At 67.7% G+C, this 24509-nt stretch carries 25 protein-coding genes; 7 read left to right on the forward strand and 18 right to left on the reverse strand.

The window, feature by feature from the left end; genetic code table 11:
- Positions 1–20: 20 nt before the first annotated feature.
- Together rpoD and dtd are read right to left on the reverse strand one after the other, a co-directional pair.
- Positions 21–1892, reverse strand: coding sequence for an RNA polymerase sigma factor RpoD (gene rpoD / locus ISP14_RS11875; RefSeq protein WP_404539987.1), 1872 nt, complete (start codon positions 1890–1892; stop codon positions 21–23).
- A gap of 146 nt (positions 1893–2038) precedes the next feature.
- On the reverse strand, positions 2039–2479 hold the full coding sequence (gene dtd, locus ISP14_RS11880; RefSeq protein ID WP_404539990.1) for a D-aminoacyl-tRNA deacylase: 441 nt from the start codon (positions 2477–2479) through the stop codon (positions 2039–2041).
- An 82-nt stretch (positions 2480–2561) separates the two neighbouring features.
- On the opposite strand from dtd, the gene ISP14_RS11885 reads away from it, so the two are divergent.
- Together ISP14_RS11885 and gnd are read left to right on the forward strand one after the other, a co-directional pair.
- Positions 2562–3458, forward strand: a complete 897-nt coding sequence (locus ISP14_RS11885; protein ID WP_404540479.1) for an LpxL/LpxP family acyltransferase — start codon at positions 2562–2564, stop codon at positions 3456–3458.
- Positions 3459–3517: 59 nt separating this feature from the next.
- Complete coding sequence (gene gnd, locus ISP14_RS11890) at positions 3518–4528, forward strand: phosphogluconate dehydrogenase (NAD(+)-dependent, decarboxylating) (RefSeq protein ID WP_404539993.1); 1011 nt, start codon at positions 3518–3520, stop codon at positions 4526–4528.
- A 34-nt stretch (positions 4529–4562) separates the two neighbouring features.
- On the opposite strand, the gene ISP14_RS11895 is transcribed toward gnd, so the two are convergent.
- Positions 4563–6332, reverse strand: a complete 1770-nt coding sequence (locus ISP14_RS11895; protein WP_404539996.1) for an SLC13 family permease — start codon at positions 6330–6332, stop codon at positions 4563–4565.
- Positions 6333–6474: 142 nt separating this feature from the next.
- On the opposite strand from ISP14_RS11895, the gene ISP14_RS11900 reads away from it, so the two are divergent.
- Positions 6475–7410: a patatin-like phospholipase family protein gene (locus ISP14_RS11900; protein WP_404539999.1), complete on the forward strand. Its 936-nt coding sequence runs from the start codon at positions 6475–6477 to the stop codon at positions 7408–7410.
- Between the two features lie 4 nt (positions 7411–7414).
- Here the strand turns inward: ISP14_RS11900 and ISP14_RS11905 are convergent, their stop codons facing one another.
- From ISP14_RS11905 to xth, 9 genes are all read right to left on the reverse strand, one after another.
- Positions 7415–7783, reverse strand: a complete 369-nt coding sequence (locus ISP14_RS11905; RefSeq protein ID WP_404540002.1) for a DUF488 domain-containing protein — start codon at positions 7781–7783, stop codon at positions 7415–7417.
- 64 nt (positions 7784–7847) lie between these two features.
- Positions 7848–8564 carry a glycosyltransferase gene (locus ISP14_RS11910; RefSeq protein WP_404540005.1) on the reverse strand — a complete coding sequence of 239 codons (717 nt, stop codon included), beginning with the start codon at positions 8562–8564 and terminating at the stop codon, positions 7848–7850.
- 170 nt (positions 8565–8734) lie between these two features.
- Positions 8735–9601 carry a ParB/RepB/Spo0J family partition protein gene (locus ISP14_RS11915; protein ID WP_404540008.1) on the reverse strand — a complete coding sequence of 289 codons (867 nt, stop codon included), beginning with the start codon at positions 9599–9601 and terminating at the stop codon, positions 8735–8737.
- 9 nt (positions 9602–9610) lie between these two features.
- Positions 9611–10483 (reverse strand): ParA family protein, encoded by an 873-nt coding sequence (locus tag ISP14_RS11920; RefSeq protein WP_404540011.1) that lies wholly within the window; start codon positions 10481–10483, stop codon positions 9611–9613.
- Between the two features lie 56 nt (positions 10484–10539).
- The gene (gene rsmG, locus ISP14_RS11925; RefSeq protein ID WP_404540014.1) at positions 10540–11175 is read right to left on the reverse strand and encodes a 16S rRNA (guanine(527)-N(7))-methyltransferase RsmG; all 636 of its coding nucleotides are present in this window, start codon (positions 11173–11175) and stop codon (positions 10540–10542) included.
- Between the two features lie 264 nt (positions 11176–11439).
- The gene (locus ISP14_RS11930) at positions 11440–11898 is read right to left on the reverse strand and encodes an SPFH domain-containing protein (protein WP_404540017.1); all 459 of its coding nucleotides are present in this window, start codon (positions 11896–11898) and stop codon (positions 11440–11442) included.
- A 361-nt stretch (positions 11899–12259) separates the two neighbouring features.
- Positions 12260–13093 (reverse strand): pirin family protein, encoded by an 834-nt coding sequence (locus ISP14_RS11935; protein WP_404540020.1) that lies wholly within the window; start codon positions 13091–13093, stop codon positions 12260–12262.
- A 257-nt stretch (positions 13094–13350) separates the two neighbouring features.
- Entirely contained in the window at positions 13351–14037 is a 687-nt protein-coding gene (locus tag ISP14_RS11940; RefSeq protein WP_404540023.1) for a YecA/YgfB family protein, read from the reverse strand.
- On the reverse strand, positions 14037–14813 hold the full coding sequence (xth, locus tag ISP14_RS11945) for an exodeoxyribonuclease III (RefSeq protein ID WP_404540026.1): 777 nt from the start codon (positions 14811–14813) through the stop codon (positions 14037–14039). Before xth ends, ISP14_RS11940 begins: the two co-directional genes overlap by 1 nt.
- Before the next feature lie 205 nt (positions 14814–15018).
- Here xth and ISP14_RS11950 point away from each other — a divergent pair, with 205 nt between their 5' ends.
- Positions 15019–15228: a cold-shock protein gene (locus ISP14_RS11950; protein WP_404540029.1), complete on the forward strand. Its 210-nt coding sequence runs from the start codon at positions 15019–15021 to the stop codon at positions 15226–15228.
- Between the two features lie 59 nt (positions 15229–15287).
- Here the strand turns inward: ISP14_RS11950 and ISP14_RS11955 are convergent, their stop codons facing one another.
- Positions 15288–15860, reverse strand: coding sequence for a GNAT family N-acetyltransferase (locus ISP14_RS11955; RefSeq protein WP_404540032.1), 573 nt, complete (start codon positions 15858–15860; stop codon positions 15288–15290).
- Positions 15861–15862: 2 nt separating this feature from the next.
- Complete coding sequence (locus ISP14_RS11960; RefSeq protein ID WP_404540035.1) at positions 15863–17923, reverse strand: M3 family metallopeptidase; 2061 nt, start codon at positions 17921–17923, stop codon at positions 15863–15865.
- Positions 17924–18026: 103 nt separating this feature from the next.
- On the opposite strand from ISP14_RS11960, the gene ISP14_RS11965 reads away from it, so the two are divergent.
- Together ISP14_RS11965 and ISP14_RS11970 are read left to right on the forward strand one after the other, a co-directional pair.
- Positions 18027–19748, forward strand: a complete 1722-nt coding sequence (locus ISP14_RS11965; RefSeq protein WP_404540038.1) for a patatin-like phospholipase family protein — start codon at positions 18027–18029, stop codon at positions 19746–19748.
- Positions 19749–19799: 51 nt separating this feature from the next.
- On the forward strand, positions 19800–20330 hold the full coding sequence (locus ISP14_RS11970) for a gamma carbonic anhydrase family protein (protein WP_404540040.1): 531 nt from the start codon (positions 19800–19802) through the stop codon (positions 20328–20330).
- A gap of 11 nt (positions 20331–20341) precedes the next feature.
- Here ISP14_RS11970 and ISP14_RS11975 read toward each other — a convergent pair whose 3' ends face one another.
- The 4 genes from ISP14_RS11975 to aroE form a co-directional block, all read right to left on the reverse strand.
- Positions 20342–20887 (reverse strand): energy transducer TonB, encoded by a 546-nt coding sequence (locus ISP14_RS11975; RefSeq protein WP_404540043.1) that lies wholly within the window; start codon positions 20885–20887, stop codon positions 20342–20344.
- A gap of 193 nt (positions 20888–21080) precedes the next feature.
- Entirely contained in the window at positions 21081–22943 is a 1863-nt protein-coding gene (locus tag ISP14_RS11980) for a peptide-N4-asparagine amidase (RefSeq protein WP_404540045.1), read from the reverse strand.
- A gap of 14 nt (positions 22944–22957) precedes the next feature.
- A complete protein-coding gene (locus ISP14_RS11985; RefSeq protein WP_404540048.1) occupies positions 22958–23086 on the reverse strand; it encodes a hypothetical protein in 129 nt (42 codons plus the stop codon).
- Positions 23087–23255: 169 nt separating this feature from the next.
- Positions 23256–24083, reverse strand: coding sequence for a shikimate dehydrogenase (gene aroE, locus ISP14_RS11990; RefSeq protein WP_404540051.1), 828 nt, complete (start codon positions 24081–24083; stop codon positions 23256–23258).
- A gap of 150 nt (positions 24084–24233) precedes the next feature.
- Here aroE and ISP14_RS11995 point away from each other — a divergent pair, with 150 nt between their 5' ends.
- On the forward strand, positions 24234–24470 hold the full coding sequence (locus ISP14_RS11995; RefSeq protein ID WP_404540054.1) for a hypothetical protein: 237 nt from the start codon (positions 24234–24236) through the stop codon (positions 24468–24470).
- Positions 24471–24509 lie beyond the last annotated feature (39 nt).

The following is a 24509-nucleotide window of genomic DNA, read 5'->3' on the forward strand; positions in this document are numbered from 1 at the left end:
GAGGGTGGGAACTCGGTCAATCAATCCACGTCGAGGAACGACCGCAGCTGCTCGGAGCGGCTGGGGTGACGCAGCTTGCGCAGCGCCTTGGCTTCGATTTGGCGGATGCGCTCGCGGGTGACGTCGAACTGCTTGCCGACTTCTTCCAGCGTGTGATCGGTGTTCATGTCGATGCCGAAGCGCATGCGCAGCACCTTGGCCTCGCGCGGGGTGAGACCGGCGAGCACGTCGCGCACGGTTTCCATCAGGCCGGTCTCGGTCGCCGAGTCGATCGGCGAGCTGGCGTTGCTGTCCTCGATGAAGTCGCCGAGGTGGGAATCCTCGTCGTCGCCGATCGGGGTTTCCATCGAGATCGGTTCCTTGGCGATCTTCAGCACCTTGCGGATCTTGTCCTCGGGCATGTCCATTTCCTTGGCCAGCTCCTCCGGCGTGGCCTCGCGGCCGTACTGCTGGAGCATCTGGCGGGAAATGCGGTTGAGCTTGTTGATCGTCTCGATCATGTGCACCGGGATGCGGATGGTGCGCGCCTGGTCGGCGATCGAGCGGGTGATCGCCTGGCGGATCCACCAGGTGGCATAGGTCGAGAACTTGTAGCCGCGGCGGTATTCGAACTTGTCCACCGCCTTCATCAGGCCGATGTTGCCTTCCTGGATGAGGTCGAGGAACTGCAGGCCGCGGTTGGTGTACTTCTTGGCAATGGAGATCACCAGGCGCAGGTTCGCCTCCACCATTTCCTTCTTGGCGCGGCGGGCCTTGGCTTCGCCGGAAGCCATGGCGCGGTTGATTTCCTTGATGTCGGTGAGCGGCAGGAACAGCTTGTGCTCGATCGCGGCCAGCTTCTCCTGCTCGGCATCGATCGCTTCGCGGTGGGTCTTCACGTTGGGCGACCACTTCTGGCGCTTGCGGCCCAGCTCGGCGGCCCACTCGAGGTTGCCCTCGTTGCTGGGGAAGGCCTTGAGGAACTCGGCCTTGGGCATCTTCACCTGCTTGACGAAGATGTCCATCAGCATGCGCTCGTGGTGGCGGATGTCGCCCACCACTTCGCGCAGCTTGCGCACGAAGCCATCGATCAGCGCGCTGGGCAGCTTGAGCTTGAGGAACTCCTCGGCCATCTGGTCGCGCAGCTTGACGATCTTCTTGTCGGTGATGCTGGTGGCCTTGGGGGCCGCCTTCTGGAACTTGCCGTAGTGGTCGCGCAGCAGTTCCATACGGCGCTTGACCTCCTCCGGGTCGGGACCGCTGGAACCGGCCTCCTCCTCGTCGGAATTGCTGTCGTCCTCGTCTTCCTCGTCGCCCTCGCCGTCGCCGTCCTCGGCGGCATTGGCAGCGGCTTCCTCGGCCTCCAGGCGGGCGGCGTCGGCGGCGGCCTCCAGGTCGAGGAAGCCAGCGAGGATCTCGGACAGGCGGCGCTTGCCATCCAGATGCTGGTCGTATTCCTCCAGCAGCAATTCGATGGTCAGCGGGAAGCTGGCCAGCGCGGTCTGCACCTGGGCAAGGCCTTCCTCGATGCGCTTGGCGATGGCGATCTCGCCCTCGCGGGTGAGCAGCTCGACGGTGCCCATCTCGCGCATGTACATGCGGACCGGGTCGGTGGTGCGGCCCACCTCGGCGTCCACGGCAGAGAGCAGGGCGACGGCTTCCTCGGCGGCGGCCTCGTCGTCGCCGCTCGCGCCGGGCGCGTTGTCGGCCAGCGGGTCGGCATCCGGTGCGGCGTCGTGCACCTCGATGCCGACGCCCTTGAGCACCGCCATGATGTCCTCGATCTGCTCCGCGTCGACGATGTCGTCAGGGAGGTGGTCGTTGATCTCGGCGTAGGTCAGATAGCCCTGCTCCAGACCCTTGGAGATGAGCGCCTTGATTTCGGACTGTTGCTCGTGGACTTTGTTGTTCATTCACCGACCGCCGCAAGGTTCAAGAACCGGACATTATAGCGATATGCTGCTTTTTTGACCAGTTTTCAAGGTGGAAAAGTTCACCGGCCTGTACGCAAAAATCGCGCCAGATCGCGGGCTTGCGCGTTTCCCGACACAACGGACATTCAGCCCGTGTCGAGCCGGAACGTCACCGGACCATCGTTGACCAGACTGACCACCATATGGGCGCCGAAACGGCCGGTTTCCACTACCGGATGCGCGGCGCGCGCCAGTTCCAGCAGCCGCTCGAACCAGCGCCGGCCATGCTCGGGGGCCGCCGCGCTGGTGAAGCTGGGCCGCATGCCGGAACGGGTGTCGGCAGCCAGCGTGAATTGGCTCACCAGCAGCAGGCCGCCGCCGGCATCGGCCAGCGACCGGTTCATTTTGCCGGCCTCGTCGGCGAACACGCGGTAGCCGAGCAGGCGTTCCAGCATGCGTCGCGCCTGCGGCTCGCCGTCATGGGGCTCCACCGCCACCAGGGCCAGCAGGCCGGGGCCGATCGCGCCCACGGTTTCGCCTGCGACCTCGACACGGGCGGAGAGCACACGCTGGATCAGGGCGATCATGGCTACTCGGCGGCGAGCGAAGTGCGCAGCATAAGCGCGCCGCGTGGCCGGTGGAAGCACGGCGATCCCGTACACTGCGCCGATGCGTGTCGACATGTTCCTGGTCTATCTCCTGCTGCGCCTCCTCGCCCTCTTGCCGCTGCGCACGCTGCAGGCCGGCGGCACGCTGCTCGGCCGCCTCGCGCTGTGGCGGCGCACCCGCACCGCGCACCACGTGGCGGTGAACCTGGCGATCGCCCGGCCCGGGCTGGACGAGGGCTCGCGCGCCACGTTGTTGCGTGAGGCGCTGGCCGAAAGCGGCAAGTCGGCCACGGAAATCATCAAGATCTGGGGTTCCGGCGCGGAGCGCGCGCTGCAGCTGGTGCGTGAGGTGCGCGGCGAATCGCTGTTCGACGCCGCATTGGCTTCGGGCAAGGGCGTGATCATCGCTGCGCCGCACCTGGGCTGCTGGGAGCTGCTCAACTACTGGCTGTGCCGCAAGACACCGATGGCGATCCTGTACCGGCCGCCGCGCATCGCCGCGGTGGAAGGCCTGTTGCGCAAGGTGCGCGGCGCACTGGCGCCGGAGCAGGTGCGCGCCGAGGGCGCCGGCGTGCGTACGCTGTACAAGCGGCTCGCCGGGGGCGGCACGGTGGGCATCCTGCCCGACCAGAAGCCGCGCGCCGGCGAGGGCGAGTTCGCACCGTTCTTCGGCCGCGAGGCGCTGACCATGGTGTTGCTGCCGCGCCTGGCCGCGCGCACCGGCGCTACCGTGTTGTACGCCTTCGCCGAACGGCTGCCGCGCGGCGCAGGCTACCGCATCCACTTCCTGCCCGCGCCGGACGGCCTGGCCGATGCCGACCTGGGCACGGCTTGCGCAGCGCTCAACCGCGGCGTGGAGGCCTGTGTGGAACAGGCCTTCGCCCAGTACCAGTGGCAGTACAAGCGTTGGTCGGCCGACGACCGGCCCAGCCCTTACGACAGCGGGAACCACACCTGAGATCCGTACGCGACGACAAGCGCTGCACGGCGGCGCCTATATCGTGAACTGCTTGCCCGGTGCACCTTTATCGCGCCGGGCCATTCCGAAACCTTGCGGCAGACGCGCCACACCCGCGGCCGCCGCGCTTCCACTCACACCACACGCGGAGCGACACGATGGAACTGGGCATGGTCGGGCTGGGCAAGATGGGCGCCAACATGGCGGAGCGGCTGGCGCAAGGCGGCCACAAGGTCACCGGCTTCGACCCCAGCGCCGACGCGCGCAAGGCGGTGGCGGCCAAGGGCGTGGCCGGCGCCGATTCGCTGGACGCATTGGTCAAGGCGCTGCCCGCGCCGCGCGTGCTGTGGTTGATGGTGCCTGCGGGCAAGATCACCGACGATACCGTCAACGCGTTGCTGCCACTGTTGTCGAAGGGCGACACCGTGATCGACGGTGGCAACTCCAACTACAAGGACACCATGCGCCGCGCCGCGCTCTACGCCGAACACGGCCTGGGCTACGTGGACTCCGGCACCAGCGGCGGCATCTGGGGCCTCAAAGAGGGCTACAGCATGATGGTGGGCGGCGACGCGAAGACCGTCGAAGCGCTGCGTCCGATCTTCGCCACGCTGGCGCCGGGACCGGACCAGGGCTGGGGCCGCGTCGGACCGGTGGGTTCCGGCCACTTCACCAAGATGGTCCACAACGGCATCGAATACGGCTTGATGCAGGCCTACGCCGAAGGCTTTTCCATCCTCGGCCACAAGCAGGAGTTCGGCCTGGACCTGCACCAGATCGGCGAAATCTGGCGCTACGGCAGCGTGGTGCGCTCGTGGCTGCTCGACCTCACCACCGACGCGCTGGGCAAGAACCCCACCATGGACGGCATTGCGCCCTACGTGGTCGATTCCGGCGAAGGCCGCTGGACCGTGAGCGAAGCCATCGATCTGGACGTGCCCGCCCCGATCATCACCGCCTCGCTGATCGAACGCCTGCGCTCTCGCGACACCGAATCGTTCACCGACAAGTTGCTGTCGGCCATGCGCAACGAGTTCGGCGGGCATGCGATCAAGAGCGAGCCGAAGTAAGGCTTGCCGAACTGCGGCATCCCGGCTGGAAGACTCAGCCGGGATGGAACGGCCAGAACTTCGGGATCAGCCACATCGACAGCGCGCAGAACAGCGCGATCAGTGGAATGCCCACCTTCATGAAGTCAGTGAAGCGGTAGCCGCCGGCGTAATACACCATGGTGTTGGTGGGGTAGCCCACCGGCGTGGCGAAGGAAGTGGCGGCGGCGAAGGCCACGGCTACCACGAAGGGGCGTGAGTCGGCGTGCACGGCGTGCGCCACGCTGGCGGCGATGCCCACCATCAGCACCACCGAGGGGTTGTGGCCCATCAGTTCGGTGAGCAGGGCAGTGAGCAGGTACACCATCAGCAACGCGGCGAGCGGGCCGTGATTGCCGACCAGGCCCATGCCGGCCTGCGCCACTTCGTGCGACAGGCCGGTCTTCTCGATCGCGGTGCCCAGCGGCAGGATCGCGCCGAGCAGCACGATGATCTTCCAGTCCATGCCTTCATAGACATCCTTGCGGCCGAAGCAGCCGGTGAGCGCCATCGCCGCCGCGCCGCAGATCGCCGCCACCGGGATCGGCAGCCAGTGCAGGCCGGAGACCACCACCACGCCGGCCATGATCGCCGCCGCCACGATGGCTTTGCGCGACATCCGCCGCGCGTCGTCCCGCTCGCTGAGCACGATGAAGGCGTCGTCGCCGCGCAGCTGCGGCATGCTGTCCTCATCCACCAGCACGAGCAGCACGTCGCCCACCGCGAGGCTGACGTCGCTGAGTTTGTCGCGCAGCACCTGGCCGCGGCGGTGGATCGCCAGCACCACCGCGTCAGGGCGGCGGCCCAGGTCGGTCTCGGCCAGCCGCCGACCCTCGGCGAGGCTAGCCGGCGCCACCATGATCTCGGTGAGCACGCGCGGATGGTCGGCGTCACGCACGTAGCGGCTCTCGGGCACGTTGTGCAAGTGGGCACGGCGCTGGAAATCCTCGATCTTCCCCCAGTCGCCGCGCACCAGCAGCACGTCGCCGGCCTCCATCTGCTGCGAACGCGGCGACCACATGCGCCGCTCGCCACGCAGCAATTCCAGCGGATACACGCCGTAGCGTTCGCCCAGCTGCGCTTCGCCGATGCTCCGGCCCACCAGTGGCGACTGCGCGGTGAGCGCGAGCTCGGTGACGTACTTGCCGATCTCCACTTCTTCTAGCTCGTCGGCGTCGATGTGGCGTGGCAGCAGCCAGCGTCCCACCAGCATCAGGTAGGCCATGCCGGCGATCGCCAGCAGCACGCCCATGCCGGTGAACTCGAACACGCCGAAGGCGGGCAGGCCGTACTTCTGCGCCAGCGAATCGGTAAGCAGGTTGGACGAGGTGCCGATCAAGGTGCACACCCCGCCCATCTGCGCGGCGTAAGCCATCGGCATCAGCACCCGCGCCGGCGACGTGCCGGTGCGCTGGCACACGCGCAGCGCCAGCGGCAGGAAGGTGGCTACCAGCGCAATGTTCTTCACGAACGCGCCCATCGGCGCGATCGCCAGCATGAAGGCAAGCGTGAGCAGCCACGGCCGGCGGATGCGTATCAGCAGCCGGCTCAGCGGCTCCAGTACGCCCGAGCGCTCGATGCCGATGGAAAGCGCGAACATCGCCGCCACCGTCACCGTGGCCTCATTGCTGAAACCTGACAATGCTTCGGCCGGGCTGACGATACCCAACACCACCAGCGCGGCGAGCACCACCAGCGCCACCAGGTCGATGCGCAGCTTTTCGCTGGCGAACAGCGCCATCGCCACGACGATGATGGCCACCACCGCCCAAGCCTGCCAGCTCATGCGCAGGCTCCGGTTCGTACGGTCGGCGGCGGTGTCTGCATCGGTTTATCCCCAACGGTTCCACCTGCATGCTACGCGACGGCGGCGCAGGCGCAAAACGCATGCATGCCGCATTCACCGCGATCCGCGGCAGAATGTCCGCATGAGCACGCCACTCTCCACCGAAACTGGTAGCGCGCGGCGCCAACCTACCGTGGCGCTGGCGCTGGGCGCCGGCGGCGCCAAGGGACTGGCGCACATCGGCGTGATCGAGGAACTGGAGGCGCAGGGCTACCGCATCACCGCGATCGCCGGCAGCTCGATGGGCGCGCTGATCGGTGGCATCCACGCGATGGGCAAGCTCGACGTCTACCGCGACTGGGTCGGCGCGCTGGCCAAGTTCGACGTGCTCAGGCTGGTGGACTGGACTTTTTCCGGCGGCGGCCTGATCAAGGGTGAGAAGATCATCGGCACGCTGCGCGGGTTGATCGGCGATGCGCTGATCGAAGAGCTGCCGCTGGCGTTCACCGCGGTAGCCACCGACATCGACCGCGAGCGGGAGGTGTGGCTGTCGCGCGGCTCGCTGTTCGACGCGATCCGCGCCTCGATCGCGATCCCCACCGTATTCCGCCCGCACCACATCGGCGGCCGCCGGCTGGTGGACGGCGGCCTGCTCAATCCGGTGCCGGTGACGCCGTTGATCCGCGAGCCGGCGGACTACCTGATCGCGGTGAGCGTGGACGGTGCGGCCAGCGAACCGGTGCCGACGATACCGCCCAGCGAGGAAACGGCCGACGTGCCGGGCTACCGCCAGCGCATCGGCAGCTTCATCGGCCGGCTGATCTCGCACGGTGGCAACGGCGACGCACCACGCGAACCCGGTGCGCTGGAGCTGCTCACCCAGGCGATGGATCTGATGCAGGCGAACCTGTCGCGGCTGCGCCTCGCCGCCTACGAACCGGACCTACTGATCCAGTTGCCGCGCAACATGGCCAGCCCCTACGAGTTCTACCGCGCCCGCGAACTGATCGAACTCGGACGACAGCAGGCCCGCGCATCGCTGGCGCACTGGCCGCAGGCAATCACGCCCGAACAGTGAATCGTCAGCGCGGCCCGTGTGTGTGCAGCCAGTGTTCCAGATAGGCCTTCATCGCCACTGCGTTGTTGTGCTCCTCGTCGCGCGCGCCGTAGAGCAGGGTGACGGTGTGCCGCGCCGCGTGTTCGGCAAGCGGGCGCCAGTACTCGGCGTGCTTGTCCAGCTCGCCGGCATAGCGGTGGCGGAAGCTCTCCCAACGCGCCGGATCGTGGCCGAACCACTGGCGCAGCGCGGTGGATGGCGCCAGCTCCTTGGCCCACAGGTCCAGCGGCACGTCTTCCTTCTTCAGTCCGCGCGGCCACAGGCGATCGATCAGCACGCGGTAGCCGTCGGATTTCGCCGGTGGCTCATAGACGCGTTTCACGGCAATGCTCATGCTGCACTCCCAGATGGGAATGCACCCAAGCATACGCCCGCATCACCGTGCGGGCGTACGCAGATCAGAGCTCTTCGACCCTGGTTACCTTGCCTCGGCGCATCAGCCAGGCCACACCGCGCAGGTCGGCCAGGCCTACCCACAGGCGATCGAGCATGCCGTATTTGGAGACGCCTGCGGTACGCGGCCGGTGGCCCACCGGCACGCTGGTGCTCTGGAAGCCGGCGCGCTTCACCAGCGCGGGCAGGTAGCGGTGCATGTGGTCGAAATAGGGCAGGCGCAGGAACGCTTCGCGCTCGAACAGTTTCAGTCCGCAGCCGGTATCGGGCGTGGCATCCCTGAGCATGCGCGAACGCACGGCGTTGGCGATCTTGGAGGAGATGCGCTTGTTGAAGCTGTCGCGCCGCGTGGTGCGCCAACCGGCGAACAGCTTCACCTCAGGCACTGCGGCGTCGCGCGCGGCGAGCAGTTTCGGGATGTCGGCCGGATCGTTCTGGCCGTCGCCGTCCAGCGTGGCGATCCACGCGCCGCGCGCCGCGCGCACGCCGTTCCATACCGCGGTGCTCTGGCCGCTGCGGGTGACGTGGTGCAGCACGCGCAACTCGGGGTGCTGCGCCTTCTGCGCATCGAGCACGGCGCGACTGTCGTCGGCGGAATCGTCGTCGACGTAGATCACCTCGTAGTCGACCTTGCCGCGCAGCGCAGCGGCGATCTCGGCGAGCAGGGGCGGGATGTTGTCGCGTTCGTTGAACACGGGGACGACGACGGAGAGCTGGGGCATGGGGCCAGTCCGGAAACGGTCAGGCGGCATTATCGCCGATGCGGATGGACAACGCAGGAATGCGTGGCGCCTTGCCGTTTGCCCTGAGCGCAGCGAAGCGGCGTCGAAGGGCTGCCCTTCGACGCCGGCGCTTCGAACCCGCGCTCAGGATGAACGATGCAAGGGGCGCCTCAGCGCAGCTTGCCGAGGATGCCCTCGAGCTCGTCGTTGCTGTGGTAGTGGATCACCAGCTTGCCGCGACCGCCGCTGCCCGTGGCGAGTTCAACGCGGGTGGCGAAGCGTTCGCCCAGCTCGCGTTCCAGCGCGTCGATGTTGGGATCCCGCGCGGCACTGCGTTTGGCCTTGCCCTTGGGCGCGGCCTGGGCGCGGCGCGCGGCGTCCTCCAGCTCGCGCACCGACCAGCCCAGCGTCGCCGCCTGGCGGGCCAACGGTACGGCAATGGACTCGTCCAGGGTGAGCAGGCAGCGGGCGTGGCCCATCTCCAGCTTGCTCTCATCGAGCAGCTTCTTGATCGGCTCCGGCATCTCGGTGAGGCGCAGCAGGTTGGACACCGCGGCGCGCGAGCGGCCCACTGCGTCGGCGGCCTGCTGGTGGGTGAGGTCGAAGTCGCCGATCAGGCGCTTCAGCGCGTCGGCCTCTTCCAGCGGGGTGAGGTCCTGGCGCTGGATGTTCTCGATCAGCGCCATCGCAGGCACCGCGACTTCCGGTACCTCCTTCACCAGCGCGGGAATCTCGCTCATCTGCGCGCGCTGGGCCGCGCGCCAGCGGCGCTCGCCAGCGATCAGCTCGTACTGGTGCTTGCCGATGGCACGCACCACCACGGGCTGGATCAGGCCCTGCGCCCGGATCGAGGCGGCCAGTTCGTCCAGTGCCTCGTCGTTCCAGTGGCGGCGCGGCTGGTACTTGCCGGGCTGGATCTGCTGGATCGGCAGCGTGCGCAGCTCGCCTTCCTGTTCCAGCACCGGCGCGGCGGCGCCATCGCCACCCAACAGCACGTCCAGTCCGCGACCCAGTCCCCGTTTCTTCGCTGCAGCCATTCCTCAGCCTCAATCGTGATGGTTGGCGGCAGGCGCCTTGAGTACCGCGCCGTGCACTCCCGGCGCCGGCGGGTCGGTGAAGTCGGCCGGATCGGTCGCTTCGACCGGTGCCGGCGGCAGGCCGCGTTCGCGGCGAATGACCTCGCCGGCCAGGCCAATGTAGGCGATCGCGCCACGCGAGCTGCGGTCGTACAGGTGGATCGGCTGGCCGTGGCTGGGCGCCTCGGCGAGGCGCACGTTGCGCGGGATGATCGAGCGCAGCACCTTGTCGCCGAAATGCGTGGTGAGCTGGGCGGAGACCTCGTTGCCAAGGTTGTTGCGCACGTCGTACATGGTGCGCAGCAGACCTTCGATCTCCAGCTTCGGGTTCAGCCGCTGGCGCACTGCCTTGACCGTCTCCAGCAGGCTGGAGAGGCCTTCCAGCGCGAAATATTCGCACTGCACCGGGATCAGCACGCCGTCGGCAGCGGTGAGGGCGTTGAGCGTGAGCAGGTTCAGCGAGGGCGGGCAGTCGATCAGGATGGTGTCGTAGCGCCCGGCCACCGTAGCCAACTGCTCCTTCAGCCGATGCTCGCGCGCCAACGTGTCCATCAGCTTCAGCTCGGCGGCGGTGAGGTCGCCGTTGCCGGGCAGGACGTCATAGTGGCCTTCGGTGGCGACCACGGCGTCGGCCACGGTGGCCTCTTCCAGCAGCACCGCGCAGCCGTTCGGGCGCGCCGCGTGCTTGTCCACGCCGGAGGCCATGGTGGCGTTGCCCTGCGGGTCCAGGTCGACCAGCAGTACGCGACGCTTCGCCGCGGCCAGCGCCGCCGCGAGATTTACTGCCGTGGTGGTCTTGCCGACGCCGCCCTTCTGGTTGGCGACAGCGATGATGCGTGCCATGTCGTCGATCGTGTGCCCGAAAGGGGACCTAGATTAGCAGGCCGCGTCGCCCGGGTTCAGTCGTCCGTCCGGCCGAGCACCACCAGGCTGCGCTCGGCGTCCAGCCCGGGCACCGCCAACGCATGGATGCCACGCACCACGAAGCCGGGCGGCACGCCTGGCAGTTCCTCGTCCGGCGCCTTGCCCTTCATCGCCAGCCAGCTGCCACCGGGCGCCAGCAGGTGCCCGCCCCAGGCCAGCATGTCGGCGAGGCTGGCAAAAGCGCGCGCGGTGATGCAGTCGAAGCTGCCCTCGACCTCCTCCACCCGGGACTGCACGGCGCGCACGCCCTCCAATTGCAGGGCGCGGATCGCCTCACGCAGAAAACGGACCTTCTTGCCGTTGGAGTCCACCAACAGGATCTGCCGCCCTGGCGCGGCGATCGCCAGCGGTATGCCGGGCAGGCCGGGGCCGGTGCCGAGATCGGCCAGCGTGTCGCCCTTCACGTAGGGCAGGATCGCCAGCGAATCGAGCAGGTGGCGGGTGACCATCTCGGCCGGATCGCGGATCGCGGTGAGGTTGTAGGCCGCGTTCCAGCGCTCGAGCAGCGCCTGGTAGTCGAGCAGGCGCTCCACCGCGCCGGCGGGCAGGGTGAGGCCGAGCGCGACGATGCCCTGTTCCAGGCGTTGCTGCAGGGCGGCGCGAGCGATCATGCGGAATCCAGGGCTGGGGTGGGCCGGCCAGTATCCGGCAGAACGGGCCTTGCGATCATCCGCGATCGCCAGGATCGAAGGGGCGGCGGTCCATGACTGCGCCGCTCTGCATTCTTGCGATCTTCCATGATCGCGAAAATCAAACGGGCGGCCATCCCTGGCCGCACTGCTAAAAAGGAAAACCCGCCGGGAGGCGGGTTCAAGGCTTGCTTAAGGCCCCTGTCGCGCGGCGCTCTTGGGCAGCCTGCGGAAGTGTGCAGTGCCTCAGGCGAAATCCAGCTCCACCCGGGTCACCATCACGCCGCGCGCGCGCAGCATGCCGTTGAGACTTTGCTTGAGCTGCTGGCCCAGCACGCGGCGGTCGTTCGCAGCCGTTTCGGCCTCGCCATGCAGCGCTTCCAGCGCGCCGCGGCGGATCAACTGGTCGGCCTGCTCGATCACCGCGTCAGCACGCTCGGGCTCCAGCACCTGCCAGTAGACGGTGCCACGCACGTCGCGCGCATCGGCCAGGGGCTCCTCGAAACGCAGCACGCGGCCGCCCAGATCGATGCGATGCGCCACCCGGTCCAGCAAGGGCAGCACCACGTGGGTACCCGGCTGCAGCAGGCGCACCGGCTTGCCGTGGCGGTGCAGGCTGTAGACCTGCCCGGCTGGCACATGCTTCACCGCCATCGCGGCAAGCGCGAGCAGGCTGAGAGCGGCGGTGAAAATCAGGGCTAACATGGCTTTAAAATCAGCAGGTTATCTATTAAATGCTGTGATTTGACTGGAAGTTCAGTATACAGCGATTTGAACACTGAAGATTAATTTTTATTTAACGCCGATGCCGCGCGTCTTGCAAGCACCTGTGTCGACTATCTGTGTCGGCACTGGCTGACTCGACTGAAGGACAAGCATCGGACGTACCAGCCGGCCGCTACGAGGGCGCGCTCGGCCGGCCACGCTGCGTATCCGCGCTGGCGGTCACGCCTTGGCTGTCGATCCGGTCCGCTTTTGCCGCTCGCGATCGGCAGCGCGGGTGGCGCGATGCCGGCAGGCGCAAGGCCCCGGCCGGCGAAGCCGGGGCAGCTGTGGACGCGGCGCGTCAGAACTTGCCGGCGCGGAAATCGGCGATCGCCTCGTGGATCTGCTCGGGCGTGTTCATCACGAACGGCCCATAGCGCGTCACCGCCTCGTTGAGCGGGCGACCCGCGACCAGCAGCACGCGTGCCGGCGCATCACTGCCGCCGATGCGCACGGTTCCGCCCGGCGACAGCACCGCCAGCTCGCTGCGCGCGAGCTTTTCACCGGCCACCTGGGCATCCGTGCCGTCGAACACGTAGGCGAAGGCGTGATGGCCTTCCGGCAGCGGAACCTCCAGCTGCGCGCCCGGTTCGACCGCGATGTCCAGATACACCGGCGCGGTGACGATGCCGGCCACCGGGCCGGTGGCACCGCCCAGCTCGCCGGCGATCACCTTCACCGTCACGCCGTCGGCCGGATGCACCACGGGAATGCGTTCGGGACCGATGTCCTGGTAGCGCGGCGCGGTCATCTTGTCGCTGGCGGGCAGGTTCACCCACAGCTGGAAGCCCCACATCAGGCCGTTTTCCTGCTGCGGCATCTCGGAATGCAGGATGCCGCGCCCGGCGGTCATCCACTGCACGCTGCCGGGCACCAGGTCGCCGCGGTTGCCGTGGTTGTCGCCGTGCTGCATGTGGCCGGCCAGCATGTAGGTGACCGTCTCGAAGCCGCGGTGCGGGTGCTCGGGGAAGCCGGCGATGTAGTCGTCGGCGCTGTCGGAACGGAACTCGTCCAGCAGCAGGAACGGGTCGAGCATATCCAGCCCCGGCTGGCCGATGATGCGCTTCAGCTTCACGCCTGCGCCGTCGGAGGTGTCGGTGCCGCGGATGCGGCGGAGAATGCGACGTTCGCTCATGGCAATGCTCCCATAGATGGAATGCCGCCAAGATGCGCGCGCGCAACGCTTTATCCAAGCGCCTCGGCGGGAACGGATTGTTTCGCGTTGTGGACAGGGGTCCAGGCAACGCCGTGTTCGATGGTCGAGATGCGCTTTCCCGACTCGCCCGCCCCGGTCCGGTCTGCAACCGGAGCGGGTTCCATCCGGCCTATCGCCGGCGGTCGGCCGACGTGCCGCCCATCCGTGACCTGCGGGCTAACCGCGGCGCGGCTAGCTCAATGCACCCAGTGTCCGCTGCGGTGGCGCGGTGGCGCGCTGTCGCCGTTTTCAGGCTCGGTGTGCCGCTGCACCATCGCCTCCAGCTCGGCTTCGGTGACGGGCTTGGTCTGCCAGTACTGGTTCACCGCGTCGAGTACGGAGGGCACCTGCGAGAGGCACTCGTCGTACTCCTCGTCGCTAAGCTTCTCGAATTCGGCGTCGGCGCTGAGCACGCCGTCGTCCACCGCCAGCGCCATCACCGGGCCGAGCAGCTCCATCAGCTGCGGATCATCGGCGAGGCGGCTTTCCCACAATGCGGCGCGCAGGTCGATGCCGCGGCTGAAGCCCTCGCACCAGCCGCCGGCGGAGAGCTGCGGGCCGGTTTCGGTGTCGATCTCGCCGAGGATGGGCTCGTAGGCATCCACGTCGAGCTCGGCACTGATCGAGTCGTTCAGCTTGGCCAGCAACGCCAGCACGCGGTTGCCTTCGGCCTCATCGGCGAACGGTTCGTGCAGCACCTCGGGCAACCATTCGTCGGGCAGCACTTCCAGCGGACCCACCGCCAACGCGCTGAGCAGGCCGTGCACGCCGTCGAGCAGCAGGCGGCCGTCGCCTTCGCTCACGTGGGCGCGCAGGTAGCGGTCCAGTTCGTCGAGTTCGTTGTCGGTGAGCGAGCTGGGCCAGTCGGTCTTGCTTGTAGTCATCAGGTATCCAGTTGCAGCGTCACCGGCGTGTGGTCGGAGGGGCGTTCCCAGCGCCGCGGTTCGCGGTCGATCGCGGCGGCCACGGCGGCGGATCGCAACGCCTCGCCGACTAGGATCAGGTCGATACGCAGGCCCATGTTGCGCCGGAACGCAGCTTGCCGGTAGTCCCACCAGCTGTAGTGGCCGCCCTCGGATTCGAACAGCCGGAAGCTGTCGGTGAGGCCGAGATCGGTGATCGCCTTGAGCGCGGCGCGCTCGGGCGGCGAGCACAGGATGTCCTCGCACCAGGCGGCAGGGTCGTGCACGTCGCGGTCGTCCGGCGCGATGTTGAAGTCGCCCAGCACCACCAGGTTCGGGTGGCGCTCGATCTCGCGGGCGAGGAATTCGCGCACGCGCTCCAGCCAGTGCAGCTTGTAGGCATATTTCTCGTCGCCCACCGCCTTGCCGTTGACCACGTAGAGGTCGACGATGCGCAGGCCGCCAACGCTGGCGGCGAGGATGCGCCGCTGCGGGTCGTCCAGCCCCGGAATGTCAGTGACCACGTCGGCGAATTCGCCCAGCGCCTCGCGGGCCAGGATCGCTACGCCGTTGTAGGTCTTCTGCCCGGAGAACACCGTGCGGTAGCCGGCCGCGGCCAGCTCGGCGGCGGGAAACTTCGCGTCCTCCAGCTTGGTTTCCTGCAGCGCCACGATGTCCGGCTGCGCGTCCGTCAGCCACTGCGCCAGCTGCGGCAGGCGCACCTTCAGCGAGTTCACGTTCCACGAGGCGATCTTCATGCGGGCATTGTACGGGATGCCCGCCGAGAGGCCCGTATGGGCCTCCGCCAGCTGAATCGTCGGTACCCGTAGCCGACGGTACGACGGTTTTCCATGTATGCTCGCGGCGGCAAGGACCGGGGAGGACTCGGATTTCCTGCTCCATATTGCGGCCGGGCGCCTACGCTTTCGACCGCAAACCATTCATGTTTCAAGGGTATGTGTCATGTCGGAACGTCAGAGCGGTACGGTCAAGTGGTTCAACGATGCCAAGGGCTTCGGTTTCATCACGCCTGAGAGCGGTGAGGACCTGTTCGTGCATTTCCGCGCCATCCAGGGCACGGGTTTCAAGTCGCTGAAGGAAGGCCAGCGCGTCACCTTCGTCGTGACCCGCGGCCAGAAGGGCCTGCAGGCTGAGGAAGTGCAGGCGGTCTGATTCCGCCGCGCATTGCCGCATCGAAAGCCCGCCGCAAGGCGGGCTTTTTCTTTTACGGCTCAATGCAGCTGTCTGGCCATGTGCTCGTGGCGCCGGCCAGCCAGCATGCGCTCGCCATCCACGGTAAAGCCCAGGGTCTGGTAAAGCCGTTTCACGCCGGGCTTGGCCTCGTCCACCAGGAGGCCCACGCGCGCATGGCCCGCTGCGAACGCCCCGGCACATGCCGCCTCGATCAACCGCGCAGCGAGTCCACGGCCGCGCTGCGCCGGGGCCACTGCCAGCGCGTCGAGGTAGTACTCGTCGGGCGCGCTCTCAGGCTCGTGCCGCAGCACGCGCGACGGGTCGCGCGCACGCAGCAACGCCAGCGTCGCAGCCGCCAGCGCCGGCTCTCGGCGGCCGTCGTAGGCAAGCATCGCGGCGACCACGACGCCATCCTCGTCCAGCACCCACACGTGTTCATGGCTGTAGCGGTTGTCGCGCGCCACGAACAACTCGCGGAACACCGGCCACGCCACGTGCGCTGCGGAGGCACCGGCCAGCTCCAGCGCCAGCGCATCCAGCGCCTCCACCAACAGCGGTACGGCGGTGTCGGCATCGCCGGGACGGGCGCGGCGCAAGAGTGGTTCCGGCATCCTCAGTCCTGCAGGCCGTGGCTGCGCAGCAACGCCTCCGGTTCGGGCTTGCGGCCGCGGAAGGCGATGAAGCTTTCCAGCGCGGGGCGGCTTGCGCCTACCGCGAGCACCTCGCGGCGGAAGCGCGCACCGCTGGCGGGGTCGATCACGCTGCCCGTTTCCTTTGCCGCATCCTCGAACGCACCAAACGCGTCGGCGCTAAGCAGCTCGGCCCACAGGTAGCTGTAATAACCCGCTGCGTAACCACCCGCGAAGATGTGGCTGAACGCGTGGGGGAAGCGCTGCCACGCCGGCGGATGCAGCACCGCCACCTGCTTGCGCACCTCGTCCAGCACGGCCATCGCACGCGCGCCCTCGGCAGGGTCATAGCCCAGGTGCAGGGTGAAGTCGAACAACGCGAATTCCAGCTGGCGCACCAGGAACAGGCCGGCGTGGAAATGCCGCGCGGCCAGCATGCGCTGGAACAGCTCTTCCGGCAGCTTTTCGCCGGTCTGCCAGTGGCGCGCGAACAGGTCCAGGGCCTCGCGGTTCCAGCCGAAGTTCTCCATGAACTGGCTGGGCAACTCCACCGCATCCCACTCCACGCCGTCGATGCCGCCGATCGAGGGCAGCGCGATCTCAGTCAGCAGGTGATGCAGGCCATGGCCGAACTCGTGGAACAGGGTAAGCACGTCATCGTGGGTGAGCAGCGCGGGGCGGCCCTCGGTAGGCGGCGCGAAATTGCAGGTGAGGAAGGCCACCGGCAGCTGCTTCGCGTCGTCGTCGTCGAAGCGGGCGCGGCACACATCCATCCAGGCACCGCCGCGCTTGCCGTTGCGCGCGTAGAGGTCGACATAGGCGCCGGCGAACACGCGGCCGTCGGCGTCCTTCACGTCGTAATAGCGCACGTCGGGGTGCCACACGTCGACGCCTTCGCGCGGGGCGAGGCTGATGCCGTAGAGCTTGTGCACGATCGCCCACAGCCCGTCGATCACCGCGGGCAGCGCGAAGTAGGGCTTGAGCTGTTCCTCGTCCAGCTCGTAGTTCTGCTGGCGCAGCTTCTCGGACGCGTAGCCCACGTCCCACGGCTCCAGCATGTCCAACCCCAGCTCCGTGCGTGCGAACTCGCGCAGCGTGGCCAGTTCGCGCTGCGCCACCGGCTTTGCGCGCGCGGCGAGGTCGTGCAGGAATTCCATCACCTCGGTAGGCGAACCGGCCATCTTGGTGGCCAGCGACTCCTCGGCCGCATTGGCGAAACCGAGCAGCTTCGCGGCTTCGTGGCGCAAGGCCATGATCCGCTCGATGCGCGCGGAGTTGTCGTACTTGCCCGCGTCCGGCCCCTGGTCGGAGGCGCGAGTCTGGTAGGCCCAGTAAACGCGCTCGCGCAGGCCGCGATTGTCGGCGTAGGTGAGCACCGCCTGCACGCTGGGTTGCTTCAGGGTGACCAGGTAGCCGTCCAGGTCCTGATCCTTGGCGTACTGGCGCAGCACCGCGCGGCCGGACTCGGGGACGCCGTCGAGGTCGCGTTCGTCGGTGACGTGCTCGTGCCAGGCGTCGGTGGCGTCCAGCACCGCGTTGGAGAATTCGGTGGAGAGCTTGCTGAGCTCCACGCCGATCTCGCGGAAACGCGTGCGCGCCGGTTCCTCGAGCGAAACGCCGGAGAGCTTGAAGTCGCGCAGGGCGTGTTCCACCAGCGCGCGCTCGGGCCGGCCCAGCGTGGCGAATGCCGGGGTATCGGACACCGCCCGCACCGCGGCATACAGCGCGCGGTTCTGGCCCTGTTCGATCCCGTAATCGGTGAGCTTCTCCTCGGCCGGGCCGTAGACCTCGCGCAGCGCCGCACTGTCGGCCACCGAATGCAGGTGCGAGACCGGCGCCCAGGCGCGGCTGAGGCGCTGCGCCAACCGTTCCTGGGCCAGCATCACATGCGCGAAATCGCGCGGCGCGCCGGCGGTGGCAAGCGCGTCTATGGCGGCGCGGTCGTCAGCGAGGATGGCATCGATCGCCGGCGCCACGTGCTCGGGGCGGATACGGGAAAACGCCGGCAGCGCGTCGTCGGCCAGCAGCGGATTGTCTTGGTTCATGAAGGCTCCTTGTCGACGCAAAGCGTGGCGAGCGGGCAGGGCGAAATCAAGCGCGGGCTTGTGATGGATTCAGCTGTCATCACGGAGGCGTAGCATCGGTGGCATGCAGCCGACCGACCTGGCCGAACTGATGGGACGCACCACGATGTTCGCCCACCTGGGCGACACGCAACGCGTGGCTCTAGGGCGGCAGATGCGCTGGCTGTGCCTGCCCGGCGGGCAGTACCTGTTCAGGGCCGGCGAGCCGGCCGACGCGCTGTACCTCCTGCGCAGCGGCAGCCTCGGCGTGTTCGACGGCCCCACGACCTTGCTGCACCAGCTCGCCGCCGGCGAATGCGTGGGGGAAATCAGCCTGCTCAGCGGCGGCCGGCACCATCTTGCCGTGCGCGCGCTGCGCGACTCGGAGCTGCTGCGGCTGGATCGCGCCGCGTTCGAGGCGCTGATCGAACACCATCCGCGCGCCATGCTGGATGTGGCCCGGGTGGCGATGCAACGCCTGCTACGCAACGAGCGACGCGACGCCATGCCGGACAAGCCCCGCACCTTCGCGATCCTGCCGGTGGATGCCAGTGTCCCCGTGCGCGCGCTGGCGCTACAGCTGGGCAAGGCGCTGGAGGTGCACGGCAGCTGCATGGTGATCGACGCCGAGCAAGGTGCCGGCCGCGGCAGCGACTGGTTCGCCGAGCGCGAGGCACAAGCGCGCTTCGTGATCTATCTCGACAGCAGCGGCGACGCGCTGTGGCGCCAGCGCTGCCTGCGCCAGGCCGACGTGCTGCTGCTGCCGGCGCGAGCCGCGCAACCGGCGCGGCCATGGCCGGAAGCGGCGCCCGGCCATCCCTCTCTCGCGCGGCACCGCCCACGCCACCTGTTGCTGCTGCATGCCGGCCACCACGTACAACACGGCGCCGCGCAACGGTGGCGCGCCCAGTTCAGCGGGGCACTGCAGCACCACCACGTTCGCGGCGAGGACGACATCGCGCGAGTGGCGCGGCTGGTCAGCGGCCATGGCCGCGGCCTGGTGCTGGCCGGTGGCGGCGCGCGCGGACTGGCCCACCTCGGCGCGCTCAAGGCGCTGCGCGAGGCCGGCCACAGCTTCGACGCGGTGGGCGGTACCAGTATCGGCGCGATCATCGGCGCCGGCGTGGCCAACGGCTGGGACACGCCGACGCTGATGCGCAAATTCCACGCCGCCTTCGTGCGCGGCCGTCCGCTGTCGGACTGGACGCTGCCACTGGTGGCGCTGACCCGCGGCCGCCGCGCCGCCATCCTGCTGCGCGAGACGTTCGGCGCGATCGACATCGAGGATCTGGCCGAGCCGTTCTTCTGCGTCTCCACCAACCTCTCCGGCGTGGGCCGCGTGGTGCACCGGCGCGGCCCGCTGTGGCTGTGGCTGCGCGCGTCCAGCGCGATCCCCGGCGTGCTGCCGCCGGTGCTGCACCATGGCGAGGTCTACGTGGACGGCGCGCTGGTGGACAACCTGCCCACCGACGTGATGGCCGACGATGGCCTCGCCCATCTCACCGCGGTGAGCATCCGCGCGGACATCGAACTGCGCAGCGGCATCGAGGATTTCGCCACGCCGCCATGGTGGCGCCTGCTGCTGCAACAGCGCCGCGGCCCGCGCTGGCCGGGCCTGGTCTCCACCCTCACCCGCGCCGCGATGGTCAACAGCGAGGAGACCAGCGAGCACTGCCGCGCACTGGCGCAGCGGCTGATCACCCCGCCGCTCGACCACATCGGCATGTTGGACTGGAAGGACTGGCAGCGCGCCGTGGAGGCGGGTTACCGCGAGACGATGCGCGTGCTCGAGGCCGAACACGCCTGACGCCCCCTCGCGTCGGGAGAAGGACGTTCGCGACAAGGCTAAAATGGGCGGATGAACTCCTTACGCAGCTACAAGGGCATCGCCCCCGTCCTCGGCGAACGCGTCTACGTCGATCCCGCCGCCAGCGTGATCGGCGACGTGGTGCTGGCCGAGGATGTCTCGATCTGGCCCGGCGCGGTACTGCGCGGCGATGTGAACCACATCCGCGTGGGCGCACGCACAAACATCCAGGACGGCGCGATCGTGCACGTGGCGCACGCCGGTCCCTACGGCCCGGGGTATCCCTGCCTGATCGGCGCCGACGTCACCATCGGCCATGCCGCCGTGGTGCACGCCTGCACCATCGAGGACGGCTGCCTGATCGGCATGCACGCCAGCGTGCTGGACGGTGCGGTGGTGAAGAAATACGGCTTCGTGGGCGCCGGCGCGCTGGTGCCGCCGGGCAAGGTGGTTGGCGAGCGCGAGCTGTGGCTGGGCAATCCGGCGAAGTTCGTGCGCATGCTCAGCGACGCCCAGGTCGAACAGCTGCTGTATTCGGCCGCGCACTACGTGCGACTGAAGGACGACTACCTCGCCGGCTGAGCGTTCTCAGCTCATTGCGCCGTGACTGCGCCCGCCTGCTGTGCGCTGATCGCCGCCGCCTCTTCCGCATGCTTGCGGCCAAGCAGGGTGCGCTGCGCGTCGAGGTAGCCGCCAAGCAGGGCCAGCTTGTAGTCGCTGGCATTGAGCTCCTCGTGCGCCGGGTCGTACTTGTAGTTGCCGGCGTCGTAGGCACGCAGCAGCTGCAGCTCCCGCTGCGCATCGTCGAGATTGCCCGCGGCGATCGTCTGCTCCACGTCCGCGCAGCCCGGCTTGAAAGCGTCGCGCAGGTTGCTCAGCGCAGTGCGGTTGTGCGGGTCGAGCTGCAGCACGCTGAAGTAGAACTCGAATGCGTTGCTGCCCACCGGCGCCAAGCGGCGGCCGTCGTGCATCGCGTCGTCGGCGAGCCCGAGCAGGACGCGGACGCCGCTGTCGTCCGGCGCCGGGCCGGCATCGGCACGGGCGTTCCAGTGCCACCAGCCGCCGCCGAGCAGGGCCAACAGCACCAGGCCACCCAGCCATACCGGGCGACGGGAGAAGAATGAGAGGAGAGCTTGCATGACACCCGCGCCTGACCGGAACCATGGCCACGGCCGTCCGCGAGGACGACCGTGGCCGTGGCGGCAAGCTAACGGTGCATCATGTCAACGAGATGACTTGTTCCGCTGCGACCGGGAACGTCCGCCGGGAGTGGCCGGGCAAGCGAGGACCGATTGCCCGGTCCCTGCTTGCCCGCGTCACGCCCGGGCCAGATCAAGGCAACAGCTGCACGGTCGCTCCGTAGGCGCGAGACGCATATCGCGAAAAACGATCGCGCCACGAGAGGTTGTTCGAACCCAGCCAGCACGCGCTGCCATCCACCCATCCGGTGAGTGCGTTGTCCTTCGAAGAGATCTTGCGGCTGTAGCACTCGCCGAAAGTGTCGTTGTAGCGATACGCCTGGTTGCTGTACGTGTCCGTCACCCCGTTGAATTGGTAGTTCGGAGCCGGCCCCAGGAGGACGGTGTTGTTACCGGTGAACGTATTGTCCAGCGTGGCCGAAGCAGCCAGGGAAAATCCGGGCAACACGGAGACGGATTGCCTGAACCCTTGTTCCTTCACGTCGCTGTATTGCTGGAAGCTTCCGTCGGCTTGCTGGAAAAAGCCCAGGTTGAGCTTGAGCGGATAGCTGAGCCGCTCGCGAAGAACAATCGCCCTGTGACCATCGGTGCGCGTCGTCGTCGAATCCACCGTCGAGGTCTGCACGATATTCTCGCCTTCGCTGTTGGCCGGCAATGAATAGTCCTGCGAATTGGAGAAGGCGACGTTCTGTGCCACTACCGTTTGCACCACGCCATGCGAGGTGGCTACGACGCCGGTGATGGCGAATTTGCGATTCGAGGTGACGGTGATGTTCCCGCCGGTTACGTTGTTGTTTGCATCCGTGGTGAGATTCTCGACCACCTGAGGAGCGGGCGCGGCGGTCAAGGTATTCGAAATGACCGATCCGGTGACCTGCTTCGAGCCATGATCGAGATACAGCAGCAGGTTGCCGGCCACGGCGAAGTGCTGGTTCGCATTGAATACGCTCAGCGAAACGCTGTGCGGCTTGCCGTCATCGAGCACGCCGGCGAACGGCGTGAGATCGACGCGATACGGTACGAACGACAAGGTCTGTACCCCAGGTATGGGCTCCCACAGCCAAGGATTGCCGGTGCCCCCGGTGTAGATCCACGGGTATACCGGCGCGACGCCGGCCGGCTGGCCGTCGATGCTGACTTCGGTTTCGCGAAATGCCGTGTTGTTGCAGCCGAAGAAGCTCAGGTTCCCCTGATCGTTCGGATTGCAGGAGTACCAGATTTCATCGTTGCTCTGGCTTTGCGCATAGACATCCAGGTAGGCGCGTTCGATGTTTCTCGGCAGCGACGCGTAGCTCGCCGTGTACTGGTCGGTGGTCGTGTTCAAGGCATACGTCCCGTTCGCCGGATCCGGATTCATCGACAGCACGACATCCGGACGTGGCTGCCGATGATCGTCGGCGTCATTCCCATGGCCGTTGCCACGATTTTCGTGCGCGTTGCCATGCACCCGCGGATAGAAGTACAGGGACGCCGAACCGCTGAGCTTGCCGTCGTACGGCCCCTCCACGTAGTTGACGAAGTCGGAATGTCCTGCCTGTTGGGCCATGAACACCGCGCTGTAATCGGTCACATCCCGCTCGATATGCCAGGTCGTGGCATTGGGCGGTGCGACGCTGGGTTCCTGCGTGGTGCCGAAATAGAGAATCGCGCCACCCAGCCAGATGGACCCGGTGCGATCGAACTGATTGGTGCCGAGCATGCTGACATCGACGCTGAGCACGACTTTTTCCCAGGGGCCAGGGCATCCGGCTGGCGGCGTGTAGTTGATCGGCGTCGGACCGCTCGGGTTGTCGAACGACGCGTTGGTGTACAGCGGAACGACGCAAGGCGTCGTCGGTGGCCGTGGCACGGTCGGATCAGCCGTGGCCACGTTGTGCGAGCCGATCGTCAGGGATTGCGCAAAAGCACCCGAGAAACCGCCGCACGCCAACATCGCCAAAGCGCACTGCGCCATGGGAAGTTTCAAGCTCCGAACAGAATGCAAACGAGTCGACATGGCTCTATCCCCTTTCATCGCGTCATCGGATCGGCGGCGGTCACGTTGGTCGAGCCGACCGGGTTGGCGGCTACGGCATTGCAGGCAAACCACGTCAGCCCGGCGGCGGCCAGGCAACGACTGAACATCCCCATGCACAGCATGTGATTACCCCTTGCGTACGGACCTGCCCGATGATGCTTCGAATCATCGCGGGCAAGCCCCGTCACCCCCTGCGCCGGACATGCTGGCACCGGGATTTTTAGACGGGGTCAAATCCGGCTGCGTGTTTTCTTGCGGTCACGATCCCTGGCAGTCGACGGCTTTTGCCGCTCAGCCGGCGCGCAAGGACTGGTACACCGGCTCGGTATCGGGCCGCTTGCCATGCCACAGCTCGAACGCCTCGGCTGCCTGCTCCACCAGCATGCCGAGGCCGTCCCACGCATAACGCGCACCCGCCGCCCTGGCCCATGCGACGAAATCGATCGCGGCCGCGCCATAGGCAAGGTCGTAGCAAAGCGCACGCGCGCCCACCAGCGACATCGGCAGTTTCAGTCCACCACCCAACACGCCGGCCGAGGTGGCGTTGACGATCAGGTCGTAGCTGCCAAGCTCGGCGAGGTCGTGCCAGTAGCGGGTATGCACGCGGGCGGGTTCGCCGATGGCATCGGCCAGCGCGTCGGCGGTTTCCGGCGTGCGGTTGACGATGGTGAGCGTCTGCACGCCCGCATCCAGCAGCGACCACGCCACCGCACGCGCCGCGCCCCCCGCACCCAGCAGCAACGCGTCGTGGCCACGCAGGTCCACGCGATGGCGGTCGGTGATATCGCGCACCAGGCCGGCGCCGTCGGTGTTGTGCGCGGCAAGCCGGCCATCGGGCAGGCGCGCGAGCACGTTCGCGGTGCCGGCGCGTGTCGCCGCTTTGCTGCGTTCGTCCGCCAGCGCAAACGCTGCGCCCTTGTGCGGCAGGGTGACGTTGGCACCCGCGCCGCCCGCGGCAAAGAACTGCCGCACTGCCGCGGCGAAGGCCTCCGGCGCGGCATCGATGGTGCCGTACTCCAGCGCGATCCCGAGTTGCCGAGCGAAGGCCTGATGGATACGCGGCGACAGCGAATGCGCGATCGGGTGGCCGAACACGGCGTACTGGGAGGGCTGGCTCATGCGGTGCTCCTGAGGTAGGGGGTCATTGTATGGGGCGCGGCGTGTCTGGACCCTTTCCGTCAATCTGCCCGGAGACGGCAAGGCGGACCGTCGCAGGTTCTGAGATGGCATCCCGGCAAGCTGCATCCATCGTCCAGCGAGGAAGCCGCCATGCGCCCCACCGCCATCGACCAGCGTCGTCACGAGCGCCTGCTCGGCATCGCCCTGTTGTGGCTCGCCAGCGGCGGCGCGTTGCTCGTCACTACTTTGGTGCCAGCGCACACCGCGCTGCTGGGTTGGGCGCCGATGCTCTGGCTGCTGGTGGCGCCGCTGGCACTGCTGCTGGTCCTCGAACCGGGCCTGCCGCGCCAGCTTTTCGCGCAGCGGCGGGCACACCGCAGACATTGATTCCATCTGGCAGTGGAATGCCTGCGGCCGGGATGCCGC

It is taken from the genome of Dyella agri (assembly GCF_044904705.1).
Lineage (GTDB): Bacteria > Pseudomonadota > Gammaproteobacteria > Xanthomonadales > Rhodanobacteraceae > Rhodanobacter_A > Rhodanobacter_A agri.